General features: G+C 63.6%; 11 protein-coding genes. 6 read left to right on the top strand and 5 right to left on the bottom strand.

Annotated features, from left to right (window positions below):
* Positions 1-96: 96 nt before the first annotated feature.
* Entirely contained in the window at positions 97-858 is a 762-nt protein-coding gene (locus shn_RS17355) for a hypothetical protein (RefSeq protein ID WP_064332672.1), read from the top strand.
* 44 nt (positions 859-902) lie between these two features.
* Here shn_RS17355 and shn_RS17350 read toward each other — a convergent pair whose 3' ends face one another.
* Both shn_RS17350 and shn_RS17345 read right to left on the bottom strand, forming a co-directional pair.
* Positions 903-1943: a LacI family DNA-binding transcriptional regulator gene (locus shn_RS17350; RefSeq protein ID WP_168168926.1), complete on the bottom strand. Its 1041-nt coding sequence runs from the start codon at positions 1941-1943 to the stop codon at positions 903-905.
* Positions 1944-1996: 53 nt separating this feature from the next.
* Positions 1997-3184 carry a glycoside hydrolase family 88 protein gene (locus shn_RS17345; protein ID WP_084438117.1) on the bottom strand — a complete coding sequence of 396 codons (1188 nt, stop codon included), beginning with the start codon at positions 3182-3184 and terminating at the stop codon, positions 1997-1999.
* A gap of 149 nt (positions 3185-3333) precedes the next feature.
* Between shn_RS17345 and shn_RS17340 the strand changes: the two genes are divergently transcribed.
* From shn_RS17340 to shn_RS17325, 4 genes are all read left to right on the top strand, one after another.
* Positions 3334-4257 carry a carbohydrate ABC transporter permease gene (locus shn_RS17340; protein ID WP_084438114.1) on the top strand — a complete coding sequence of 308 codons (924 nt, stop codon included), beginning with the start codon at positions 3334-3336 and terminating at the stop codon, positions 4255-4257.
* The gene (locus shn_RS17335) at positions 4250-5110 is read left to right on the top strand and encodes a carbohydrate ABC transporter permease (protein WP_064331526.1); all 861 of its coding nucleotides are present in this window, start codon (positions 4250-4252) and stop codon (positions 5108-5110) included. The genes shn_RS17340 and shn_RS17335 overlap by 8 nt, the downstream gene beginning before the upstream one ends.
* Before the next feature lie 29 nt (positions 5111-5139).
* Complete coding sequence (locus shn_RS17330) at positions 5140-6225, top strand: ABC transporter ATP-binding protein (protein WP_064332669.1); 1086 nt, start codon at positions 5140-5142, stop codon at positions 6223-6225.
* Positions 6226-6353: 128 nt separating this feature from the next.
* Complete coding sequence (locus shn_RS17325) at positions 6354-7640, top strand: ABC transporter substrate-binding protein (protein ID WP_064331525.1); 1287 nt, start codon at positions 6354-6356, stop codon at positions 7638-7640.
* 59 nt (positions 7641-7699) lie between these two features.
* Here shn_RS17325 and phnY read toward each other — a convergent pair whose 3' ends face one another.
* From phnY to shn_RS17310, 3 genes are all read right to left on the bottom strand, one after another.
* A complete protein-coding gene (gene phnY / locus shn_RS17320) occupies positions 7700-9112 on the bottom strand; it encodes a phosphonoacetaldehyde dehydrogenase (protein ID WP_371328608.1) in 1413 nt (470 codons plus the stop codon).
* A 76-nt stretch (positions 9113-9188) separates the two neighbouring features.
* Positions 9189-10457: a phosphonoacetate hydrolase gene (phnA, locus tag shn_RS17315; protein ID WP_064331523.1), complete on the bottom strand. Its 1269-nt coding sequence runs from the start codon at positions 10455-10457 to the stop codon at positions 9189-9191.
* 157 nt (positions 10458-10614) lie between these two features.
* Positions 10615-11481 (bottom strand): LysR substrate-binding domain-containing protein, encoded by an 867-nt coding sequence (locus shn_RS17310; RefSeq protein ID WP_064331522.1) that lies wholly within the window; start codon positions 11479-11481, stop codon positions 10615-10617.
* A 95-nt stretch (positions 11482-11576) separates the two neighbouring features.
* On the opposite strand from shn_RS17310, the gene psrA reads away from it, so the two are divergent.
* Positions 11577-12704: an iron-containing alcohol dehydrogenase PsrA gene (gene psrA / locus shn_RS17305; protein WP_245337316.1), complete on the top strand. Its 1128-nt coding sequence runs from the start codon at positions 11577-11579 to the stop codon at positions 12702-12704.
* Positions 12705-12709: the final 5 nt, after the last annotated feature.

Raw genomic sequence — 12709 nt, 5'->3', positions numbered from 1 at the left:
AGGGAGGGGGCTTCCTTGAAGAGATATTTTGCTGCGGTCATCGTGACGCTGTGCACCGCTCACGCGACCCGTGCCGACGAGAATGCCGTTGAAGGTATTACCGACCCGGCCGCCGCGAGCAGGCATTCGGATTGGGCGCTGCAGGTCACGCCCTATATGTGGGCGACGGGTCTTGACGGGGACATCTCGCCCTTCCGCCGTGCACCGACGCTGCACGTCGAGAAGTCGTTCTCCGATGTGATGGACGACCTCAATTTCGGTGGCTTCCTCAATGTCTGGGGGCGTTACGACCGCTTCGTGCTCTCCGGCGACATCATGTATGTCAACACGACGGACAGCCATGCAACCGGCCCGCTGCCGGCGTTTCAGATCCCCGGCCTCGGCGTGATCCCGCCCGGGGCGAGCGTCGATGCGGATGTCGATACGACTGAATTCATGGCGACCCTGCAAGGCGGCTATCGCGTTGTGGATACACCGGAGTTCACCCTCGATGCGCTCGGCGGCGCGCGGTTCTGGTACATTTCGAACGACGTGTCGGTCACGGCAACCCATCCTCTTGCCGGCACGATCTCCGGCAGCCACGAAGAAAGTTTCAGCTGGGTGGACCCGGTTGTCGGCGCGCGGCTCTTTTTCAGCCTGACGGACAAGCTTTCCGTTCAGGCGCAGGCGGATGTCGGCGGTTTTGGCGTTGGATCCGACATTACGTGGTCGGTGTTGGCGACGGTGAACTACACGTTCACCGACAGCCTGTCCGTTTCGGCCGGGTACAAGGTGCTTGATGTCGACTATGAGAAGGACGGGCATGTCTTCGATACCCGGCTCTCCGGTCCGGTGCTTGGACTGACTTATCGGTTTTGATCTGGAAAGGTACGGTTCGGGTGGGGCGTCGTCCGGCCCTTCCGTCAGCCTCGCGGTCGGCCGACGGTGGCGCGCTCGACAAGATCGACGCCGAGGTTCAACCGGACAGCGCTTCGGGTCGGATTGGCGATGCGGTCGAGCAGCAGTTCCACGCCGGTGCGGCCAAGCTCGGTCCGCTCGATCCGCATCGTCGTGAGCGGCGGGCGGCTATTGCCCGACATGGCGACATCGTCGAGGCCGATAACCGAGAAGTGCTCGGGAATGACAAAACCCAGCGACTGCAGGCCCTGCATAACCCCGAACGCGACCATGTCCGAGCTGCAGAAAAGGGCGGTGACGTTCTCCAGCCGCCCGGCTTCGAAAGCGGAAACGATGGCCGCGCGAGCCTGTGTTTCCGCATATCCCATCTCGCCGAGGTCGAGAATGTGGCGGGCCGGATCGAAGGCGAGGCCGGCCTCGTCGATCGCGACGGAGAAGCCGTCCATGCGGCGCTGCATCGTCAACCGGTGCGGAAGGGTGACGTGCATGATGTTACGGTGGCCGGCGGCCAGAAGATGCTGCGTGGCCAGCCATCCGGCCGACCAGTTGTCGGGAAGCACGCTGTCGAGCCGCATCGACCGGTCCATGACGTTGATCAGCACGGCGGGAACGTTTGCCGCCGCGATGCGGCGGATCATCCCGGCATCGTCGAGGCCGATGGGGATGAGGGCGCCGCGATCCTCGGCCGCGAGAATTTCCTCGATCTCGGCATAGCCGCCTTCGCTCGCCGTCGCGATCAACCTGACCTCCACCGCCAGCGCATTGGCCGCGCATGCGTCCAGTACGCCCTTGATGATGTCTTCGTAGAACTGTGAGTCCGAATAGTAGGCGGCGGGAATGATCATCGTCGCCGTGGCCACACCGGCGCGCTGCATCGCCTTTGCGGTTCGCCCCTGGTAACCGAGCTGGTCGGCGGCGGCGAGCACGCGCTGGCGGCTCTCGTCGCTGACCCCGCCGCGGTTGTTCAGCACCTTGGACGCGGCGGCGACCGAGACCCCGGCGGCCTCGGCGATGTCGCGCAATGTGGTTGTAGGCGTATCAGACATTCTCTTCCCCGGCACGTTTGGCTCGATCTTTGTATCCCTTGGCGGGAGCATTCTCACCAGAAGAATTGCGTGTGTCCCAGCGAACGCATCAAAGCCTCCATGAAATAATAGTCGCCATAGGGGAGCATGTTGTCGGCAAACTGCGAGCCGACATGGGCCGCGCCATGGGCGAGCAGGCCGAGCGCCTTGGGATCGGCCGTCAGGTCGCATGTATCGAGCAGGCCGCCGAGCAGCCGGTCGCCGAAATCCCGCCAGCGGGCCACCTCCATCGGGAGTTGCTCGGCGAGCATATAGGCGCCGGCCGCCATGATGGCCCCGGCGGAGCTGTCGCGATAGGCGCTGGCGCCGCCTGGTGCCATATAGTCCCATGCCGGCACGCTGTCTTCGCCCATCAGGGCCTCGGCCTTTGCCGCAAGGCGGCGTGCGGCATCGAGATAGACGGGATTTCCGGTGACGCGGGCGCTTTGCGCATAGCCGTGGATCAGCCAGGCCTGGCCGCGCGACCAGCAGGAATCGTCGGCATATCCCTGGTGTGTTGCGCCATGCAGAGGCGCGCCGGTCACGGGGTCGAACAGGAAGGTGTGGAAGCTGGTATCGTCGGGCCGTACGAGATGGGCGAGAGCCGTCTGGGCATGGCCATCGGCTGCCACGCGGAAATCGGCCCGCCCCGTTTCGCCATGCGCCCAGTAGAGCAGCGCGAGGTTCTGCAGCGTATCGGCGATGATGCGGCCGCTGGCATGATGGGGATCGACCTGGCCATGCGGGGCGATCGCGTTCCAGGCCTGAAGATACCTGCCTTCGGGGCGAAAGCGCTCCAGCAGCAGCCGCGCCGCCTCCAGGGCCATGTCCCGCGGTTCGCGCGCGCCGGTCATCAGCCAGTCCGAGACGCAGGCGAGCGAAAACTGGAAGCCGAGGTCATGGTCCTGCGCCTGCCGGTGGGCGAGGATCGACCGGAACACCGGCCGGCGTGCCTGGGCCGCGTGCAGGAAGGCGGGGTCTCCCGTCAGTTGCAGGGCAAGCCACAACTGCCCGGCATGGAAGCCCACCACCCAGTCGAAAGGACCGCAATAGACCCATTGGTTGTCGGCCGTTCCGATCTTGGGATTGCGCAGGCCGATCACCGGCATCGTCGCGCGCAACTTTTCCACGCACCGCTCGATCGCGGCCTGATGGCGCGCATGATTGCGGGTTGCGGCGGCAGGCTCGGTGGCCGCGAAGTAACTTCTGGCTTCGACATTCATGGAATTCTCTCCTCAGGCTGAGAGAACTTTCCTTCGAAAAGAAAATTTCGTCAACTACGAAAATTTCGATTGACGAAGAAATTTCTTGTCGGCATGCTCAAGTCACTCCCGGGCAGAGAGGGTTCCGGTGAGAGAGGAGGAGGTGAACGATGCTTGTCGACGACGTACCGCATCGGCGGGTGCATCGCTGGACACATTTGCGCCAGCACTTGGCAGGCTACGGTTTTCTGTCGCCCTGGTTGCTCGGTTTCTTCGTCCTCACGCTCGGCCCGGCGGCCTCGTCTCTTTACCTGTCGCTGACCGACTACGGCCTCATGTCCGCGCCGCGCTGGGTCGGTGCCGATAACTATATGCAGATCGCCACAAGTGATCCGCGCTTCCGCGCCGCCATGAACGTCACCTTCACCTATGTGCTGCTCTCGGTTCCGCTGAAGCTCGTCTTCGCGCTGGCGGTCGCGGTCCTGCTGAACAGAGGACTGCGTGGGCTGAACTGGTTTCGCGCAATCTTCTATCTGCCCTCCCTGATCGGCGGCTCGGTTGCCATTGCCGTGTTGTGGCGGCAGGTCTTTGCCGGCGACGGCATTCTCAACCAGGTCCTGATGGCGCTCTTCAGCTACGAGGGGCCGAGCTGGATTGCCAATCCCTCGACCTCGATCTACACGCTGATCGCGCTTGCCGTCTGGCAGTTCGGTTCCTCCATGATCATCTTCCTTGCCGGGCTGCGGCAGATCCCGCAGGATATGTATGAAGCTGCCAGCATCGACGGCGCCGGCCGTAGCCGCCAGTTCTTCAAGATCACGCTGCCGCTCCTGACGCCGGTCATCTTCTTCAATGCCGTGATCCTGACGATCGACGCCTTCAAGGCCTTTACCCCGGCCTTCGTCATCAGCGACGGCACGGGCGGGCCGATCGATTCGACGCTGTTCTACACGCTCTACCTCTACCAGGAAGCGTTCACCAACTTCCGCTTCGGCTATGCGTCTGCTCTCGCCTGGGTGCTGGTCGCGATCATCGCGGCGTTCACGGCCTTTTCCTTCCTCTCCGCAAAATACTGGGTGCACTACGATGACTGAGACCACCGTGGACGCCACCGGATCTTCGCCCTTGCTGCGCGCCTTCGCCTATGCGGCCGTTCTCGCCGTCAGCTTCGTGATGCTCTATCCGTTGCTGTGGATGGTCTCCAGCTCGTTCAAGCCGGAAAACGAGATCTTTTCCACCACCTCGCTGATCCCGGAAACCTTCACCACCGATGCCTATCGGCGCGGCTGGAACGGGCTGAGCGTCAGCTTCGGCTGGATGTTCCTGAACTCGACCGTCATTGCGCTTCTGGCCGTCGCGGGCAATCTCGTCTCCTGCTCGATGGCGGCCTATGCCTTCACGCGCCTGCAGTTCAAGGGCCGGAGCTTCTGGTTCGCCCTGATGCTGGGCACCATGATGCTGCCCCAGCATGCGGTGCTGATCCCGCAATATCTGATGTTCCTGAACTTCGGCTGGGTGAACACGATCCTGCCGCTGGTCGTGCCGAAATTTCTCGCGATCGATGCCTTCTTCATCTTCCTGATGATCCAGTTCTTTCGCGGCATCCCGCGCGATCTCGACGAGGCGGCGGTGATGGACGGCGCGGGGCCGCTGCGCATCTTCTTCAAGATCATCCTTCCGCTGTCCACGCCGGTCCTGGCCACGGCCGCCGTCTTCTCCTTCATCTGGACCTGGGACGATTTCTTCGCACCGCTGATCTATCTGAACGACATCGAGAAATACACCGCCCAGCTCGGGCTGCGCACCTTCGTCGATGCCACCGCCCAGTCCGACTGGGGCGCCCTGTTGGCGATGTCCACCCTGACCATCCTGCCGATCTTCATTCTCTTCGTCGTGTTCCAGCGCCTTCTCATCGAGGGTATCGCGACGACCGGCATGAAGCGTTGATCGCCCGTTATTCAGAAAGCGAGCATGACATGACCTCCCTGGCTCTCACCGGCATCAAGAAAAGCTACGGCGCCATCGACATCATCCATGGTGTGGACCTTGCCATCGAACCCGGCGAGTTCGTCGTGTTCGTCGGCCCCTCGGGCTGCGGCAAGTCCACGCTCCTGCGCATGATCGCGGGTCTGGAGCCGATCACCGGCGGCGAATTGCGCATCGCCGGCGCGCGCATGAACGAGGTATCGGCCGCACAGCGCGGGATCGCCATGGTGTTCCAGTCCTATGCGCTCTATCCGCATATGAGCGTCTACAAGAACATGTCCTTCGGGCTGGAAACGGCCAGAATGCCCAAGGCCGAGATCGACCAGCGCGTGCGCAAGGCGGCCGAAATCCTGCAGATCACCAAGCTTCTGGATCGCAAGCCCAAGCAGCTTTCGGGCGGCCAGCGCCAGCGCGTCGCCATCGGCCGCGCCATCGTGCGCGATCCGCAGGTCTTTCTTTTCGACGAGCCGTTGTCGAACCTCGATGCGGAGCTTCGGGTGCAGACCCGCGTCGAGATCGCCAAGCTCCATGCCGATATCGGCGCGACGATGATCTACGTCACCCACGATCAGGTCGAGGCGATGACGCTGGCGGACCGGATCGTGGTGCTGAACGGTGGCCGGATCGAGCAGGCGGGAACGCCGCTGGAAATCTACAACACGCCTGCCAACCGGTTTGTCGCGGGCTTCATCGGCTCGCCGAAGATGAACTTCCTCAATGTTAGCGTCGACGGACGCGCTGGCGAGGCCGTGACGCTCGATCTTGCAGGGACGAAGCTGGCCGTTCGCGGCATCGATGCGCGGCCGGAAGGGCTGTGCCTCGGCGTGCGGCCGGAACATCTCGACGTCGGATCGGACCGGGGCACGCCGCTCGGGGCGATGATCGCGACGCATGTCGAACAGCTCGGCGGCCAGACTATCGTCTACGGATCGCTCAAGGACCGGCAGCCGATCGTCGCGACGCTCAATGGCCAGAAATCGGTACGGGCCGGGGAGGAGTTGCGCCTCACCGCCGACCTGGCGCAGTGCCATGTTTTTGACGCTGGCGGCCGCAGGGTCGCAGTCCAATCGGCATAGACCGGACAAGAATTGGTCTGCCAAGCCAACACCATTCTGCGAGCCCGCCGCCTCCATTGCGTGTCTTCCGCCGCGTGCCTCCCGTGTGGAGGTTCGCAAGCCGATCCCTTTCATCGAGAGAACAATCCATGCTGAACCGACGCACCTTCCTTCAGAAAACCCTTGCTTTCGGCGCGGCCGCCGCCGTTTCGCATCTTCCCGCGCGTGCCGCCTGGGCGAACGAGCGCGACATGCGGCTGTTCTGGTTCGGCTCGCCCGGGCGCGCCGAGCGGACGCTTGCCGTCGCCAGGCTGTTCGAGGGCGCCAATCCCGGCGTGCGCATCCTGGGCGAGGTCGGCGGAAACGACTATTGGTCGAAGCTCACGACCATGCTGGCCGGTGGCAATGCGCCCGACATCTTCCAGTTGGAGCCGGGGCGGTTTGCCGACTATGCCGGGCGGGGGACGATGGTCCCGCTCGACGACTATCTCGGCCGCACCATACGGACGGACCGGCTGTTGCCGGGTACGATGAAGCTCGGAACGGTGGCGGGCAAGGTGGCCGGACTGCCGCTTTCAAACAACGCCTTCGCCCTGCTCTACGACACCGAGGCGTTCGAAAAAACGGGCCTGACGCCGCCCGGGCGCGGCACGACCTGGGATGACTTTGCCCGCCTCTGCATCGAGATGACCAAGGCGCTCGGCAAGAAAGGCGTCTGGGCTGTCGGCAATGCGGCGCGCTACAGTTATGCGCTCGAAGCGTTCCTGGTGCAGCGCGGCAAGCGCCTTTATGGCGAGGATGGCCAGATCGGCTTCGATGTGAAGGATGCCACGGACTGGTACGGCTATTGGGAGAGCCTCGCCGCCAATGGTGGATGCGTATCGGCGGAAGTGCAGGCGCTCGACAAGAACCAGATCGATTCCAATCCGATGAGCCGGGGGCATGCCGTCATGGCCATTGCTTTCTCGAACATGCTCGTCGCCTATCAGGCGCTGCAGAAGAACCCGGTCGGAATAACCAATCTGCCGGTGTCCGAGGTCGGCGGGCGGTCGGGCTTGTTCTATCGCGCGGGGCTTCATTTCGGCATTGCCCGAAATGCGCCGGACCCTGAACTCGCCGCGAAGTTTCTCGACTTCTTCATCAACGATGTCGAAGCCGGCAAGATTCTCGGTGTCGAGCGCGGGGTGCCGATCAACCTCGATGTCCGTACCGCCGTGGCGCCGACATTGGACGATGTCCAGAAGCGGTCCTTCGATTATGTCGAATCCATCGCTGATTTCGTGGGCGATTTCCCGGCGCAGGTGCCGGTCGGGGCATCGGAACTGGAGGATCGGGTCTATCGAACGGTCGCAGACCGCCTGGCCTTCGGCCAGATTTCCGCTGCGGAAGCAGGGCAGGAGCTGGTTTCGGCAGCTCAGGCAATCCTGTCCCGCTAGCGGCGCTTCCAGCCGGGCTGAATGGCGACGTTCAGCCCGGCAACGTGGATGTCCTCCTGTCACCAGGGCAAGGAGAACGTCTTGACGTTCGTATAGGACTTCATCGCCTCGATGACGCCTTCCTTGTAGCCGTTGCCGGAATCCTTGATGCCGCCGAAGGGGGACATCTCGATACGATAGCCCGGCACTTCCCATATGTTCACCGTGCCGACTTCGAGGCCTGCTATGTATTTCTGCATGCGGCGGAAGTCATTGGTGCAGACGCCGGAGGAAAGGCCGAAGGCCGTGGAGTTCGAGAGCGCGATCAGGGCATCGTCGTCGTCAGGTGCCCGGATGATCGGAACGATAGGCCCGAAGGTCTCCTCCATGACGAGCTCGCTGGAATGGGGGACGCGGTCGACGACGATCGGCGGCAGCAGCGCACCTTGCCGGCCCGGGTGATAGAGGATCTCGGCGCCCGCTTCGGCGGCCATGTGCACCCGCGTCTCGAAGAGGGCCGCCGCCCGTTCGTGCACCACGGTGCCGAGCTGGGTCGTGCGGTCCATGGGATCGCCGAACTTCAGCTTCTTCGCCCGCTCCAGCACCATCGGCACGAAGCGGTCGGCGATGCGCTCCTGGCACAGGATGCGCTTGACGGCTGTGCAGCGCTGGCCTGAATTCTTCGTCGCACCGGCCACGGCGAGGTCCGCCGCCCGGGCGAGATCGTCGTCCGAGAGGTCGTTGAGGATGATCAGCGGATCGTTGCCGCCGAGTTCCAGAACCTGGCGCCTGTAGCCCGCCTTCGAGGCGATCAGCTTGCCGACCGGAACCCCGCCGGTGAAGGTGATGAGGTCGATATTGGGATTGGTGATCATCTCGTCGCCGATATCGCCCGGCCAGCCGGTGACGACGGAGAGCATTTCCGGGGGCAGGCCCGCTTCGTAGAGGATGTCGGCGAGCACGAGAGCGGTGATCGGCGTCAGTTCCGTCGGCTTGACCACCACGCAATTGTTGGTGGCGATCGCCGGCGCGATCTTGTGCGAGACCATGTTGAGCGGGTGGTTGAAGGGTGTGATCGCCGAAATCGCCTTCAATGGCTCGCGTGTGGTGAAGATCTTGCGCGCCTTGCCATGGGGCGTGAGGTCGCAGGAGAAGATCTCGCCGTCGTCATGGATGCACATCTGCCCCGAGAGCGTGAAGACATCGAAGGCGCGGCCCACTTCGTAAAGCGAGTCCTGCTTGGAAATGCCGAGTTCCAGCGTGACGAGATCTGATATCTCCTCCTTCCGGGCGTTCAGCAGTTCCGCCGTGCGCAGCAGGATGCGCTGCCGCTCGTAGCGCGTCAGCGTCGGCTTGTAGCTGGCCGCGATCTCGAAGGCCTTGCGGGCATGCTCGGCGCCGCCCGCCGGCACGGTGCCGATCACCGTGTCGGTATAGGGATAGCGCACCTCGACGGCGCCTTCTGCATCGACATGCTTGCCGGCGATGCGCATCGGTTCGTGAGGGACCTTTATGGCTGTCTCGGGGCGGGTCACGGCTTGCTCCTGTTCGCGAAAAGGGCGGGTAACATCAGGCTTTCCGGTCGGCCTGCGCCGCAGCCGTGACGGCATAATAGAAGGCGTCGAAGTTGCGCAGCGCGGGCGCGTAGGGCTGGTCGGGCAGCACCCGGTTGGTGATGAAGGGCACGGCCTGCTCCGTCAGGCCGCCATGGGAGCGAAGCGGTTCGTTGAGGGCGGCCAGGTCATGCCGGTGCTCGCTGGTGCCGATCGTCTTGTTCTCCGAGGAAAGCATGACGATATCGCCCATGCGGTCCTCCGGCAGTTCGAAGGTGCGGCAGGCCTCCTCGCGGCCGAGGACGAGGTAGATGCCGTTGACCGCCCGCAGCCGCTTCATGATGGCTTCCCGGTCTGCGCCCTCCGGCAGGTAGGCGGTGGCGAAGGAACCGAGTGCGCCGTGATGCACGACATAGGGATCGGTGATCGGCAGGATGACACGGGCGACATCCTTGCCGAGCCATTCGTCGAACAGGTCCTGGACGTAGACGACATCCGGCGACCCGTCCGCCTTGTGCTTCGGCTTCATGCCGTGGTCGGCCGTCACCACGATCGCCGCGCCGAGCGCGTCGAGCTCGGTCAGGTACTTGTCGAACATCTCGTAGAAGTCGTTCGCCTGCTTCACGCCCGGCGCATATTTGTGCTGCACGTAGTCGGTGGTGGTCAGGTACATGACATCCGGGCGGAACTCCTTGAGGAGCTTGACACCGGCGGCGAAGACGAATTCGGAGAGTTCGGCCGAATAGACCTCCGGTACGGGGCGGCCAAGCCACTCGGACGCATTGTCGAGCCCGTTTGCCGCTTTCGTGGTCGTGTCGGCCTTTTCCGAGGAGAAGCAGATCGCACGGCCTTCGTCATAGGCAAGGCCATGGCCGAGCAGCGCGCGCAGCTTGTCCTTCGCCGTCACCACCGCCACCTTGGCGCCGGCGTCGTAGAAGGCCTTGAAGATGGTGGGTGCACGCAGGAACTTCGGATCGTTCATCATCACCTCCTCGCCTGTTGCCGGGTTATAGAGGTAATTGCCGCAGATGCCGTGCACGGCTGGCGGACGGCCGGTGGCGATCGAGAGGTTGTTGGGATTGGTGAAGCTTGGAATGACGCTGTGGGCGGTGCGCACGGTGCCGGTCTTGTGCATGCGCTCCAGGGTCGGCATCAGGCCGGCCTTGATGGCCTCGTCGAGATAGGCCGGCTCGCAGCCGTCGAGGCAGATGGCGATGGCCGGCACCTTGGGCCAGGGATAGGCGCGGCCATTGGCGGTGACGGTGACGGGCGACATCTGGTTCATGGCGGGCGGTCCTTCCTTGTGATGAGCGGTCGGCGTCCCGCCGGCCTTGCATTGTCTCCCGCTTTTTCTGACGCAAAGTCATCCATTTGAAAAATTGCAATTATGTATTGCGTCGATAGATCCAGGCTATGACTATCCGCTGCGAGGTGGTCGCGGCTTACGGGGTGAGAACCGACTTCATGAAGGCCTCGATCTTCGGCGAATGGCGCCGTTCCAAGAGGCAGGAGAGGCGATATTCGGTCTGCACCACGGCATCGGAAAAGCGGATCGTGCCGAGGCGCGGATGCGCCACGAATTCGAAATCGGCGACGACGCCGATGCCGAGCCCCCGCTCGACCGCCTTCCAGACGCCTTCGCGGCTGCCGATTTCGAGGAAGGGCCTGACCGGGACATTCGCTTTCAGGGCCGCCTGCTCCAAAGCGCGTCGCGTCGTCGATCCCACTTCCCGCAGGATCAGCGGTTGGCCGGCGAGTTCCGTGATGGAGACCTCGTCGCGCCCGTACCAGGGATGCTCGACATTGACGAAGACGACGACGTCGTGGGTGCTGAACGGCACGGATGCGATCCGCGGATCGTCCACGGCATGCGCCAGGATGGCGACGTCGGATTCCAGATCGAGAACCCTCTGCAGGGTCTGGTCGGAGTTGCCGAGCAGCATGCTGACCTTGATCGAGGGATATTTTGCAAGAAACCGCGCGACCATCTCCGTCGCATGGAACGGCCCCACGGCGGCAAGGCGCAACATCCCGGTTTCGAGCTTGCCGCTGCTCAACAGAAGCTCCTCTGCCTCCTCATGCAGCGTCATGATGCGTTTCGTCACGTCGAAGAGCGCCGCCCCCGTCTCGGAGAGTTCGATGCGCCGTCCGCGGCGCACGATCAGCTCGACGCCGTAACGCTCCTCCAACTCCTTTACCTGTGTGGTAACAGTCGGTTGGCTGATGTTGAGGGCGTCTGCGGCCGCGGTGAAGCCGCGGTTTTCAGCCACGGCGTGGAAGGAGCGGAGATGCGTGAATACTATAGCCATAATCTATGATAATCCGCAAAGATTTGTATTAGTCAATGGATGGTGGCTTTGTCACAGTGTGTCTGCCAATCAATTTGCAGAACAGGAAGTCGTCCGTGTGGTCCTATCGAAACCCCGTTGATGTCCGTTTTGGCTCCGGCAGCTTCAACCGTCTTGCCGATGCCATCGCTGGCCGCCCCTATGCCCTGGTCACCTACGGCGATGCCTTCTTCCGAGGGCTTGCCGCACGTCTCGAACAGGCGGCCGGTGCGCCCCTGCTCGTGGTGGACGACATCGCTCCGAACCCGGACATCGCGCTTCTGGAAGTGCAGACCGCCCGCTTCGCCGGGCTTGCCCGGCAGCCGGAAGTCATCGTGGCCCTCGGCGGCGGCTCCGTCATCGACTCGGCGAAGGTTTTTGCCGCCGCCCGCGGCGATTTCGCCGCCATGGACGCCTACCTGAAGAAGCGTGCGGGTGCTGAGACGCTCTCCCCCTGGCCGCTGATCGCCGTGCCGACGACGGCAGGCACGGGCAGCGAAGTCACCTGCTGGGGCACGGTCTGGGACAATGCCGGCGGCGTGAAATACTCGCTCGCCCACCCCGGCCTCTATCCGGAATATTCGATCGTCGATCCCGAGCTCATGGCCGGAAAACCCCGCGACCTGACGATCCAGACCGGGCTCGATGCCCTGTCGCACTCGCTCGAAAGCCTTTGGAACCGCAGCGCCAATCCCGTATCGATGGCGCATGCCATTGCCGCGGCCCGCGGCGTGCTCTCCACCCTGCCGCAGCTCGCCGGCGACCTTGCGAATGTCGAGCTGCGCGCACGCATGGCGCGGGCCGCAACGCTCGCCGGCTTCGCCTTTTCCAACACCAAGACGGCGATCGCCCATTCGCTGTCCTACCCGATCACGTTGCGCCATGGGGTGCCGCACGGCATCGCCTGCTCCTTCTCGCTCCCGATGATCATCCGCAGCGTCGCCGGGGAGGGCGGCATCTGCGCGGAGGGCCTGCAGGCGATCTTCGGGGCGGATGCACACAAGGCCGCCAACCAGCTGGAGGCCTTCCTGAACGGACTTGGCGTTGCGACGGACCATCGCCACTACGGCATGGATGACGCCGAGTGGCGCGACCTGATCACACTCGCCTTCGACGGGGAGCGCGGACAGAATTTCATCGGCAAGCGGGACGTGCTTCTGGCGATCGCCGGTGACGGGGGAAGCAGGCAGATGGCAGTGGCATGACCGAT

The sequence above is a fragment of the Shinella sp. HZN7 genome (assembly GCF_001652565.1).
GTDB classification, from domain to species: domain Bacteria; phylum Pseudomonadota; class Alphaproteobacteria; order Rhizobiales; family Rhizobiaceae; genus Shinella; species Shinella granuli.
Note: the sequence above shows the minus strand (reverse complement) of the source record. Positions and strands in the feature narration are given on the sequence as shown.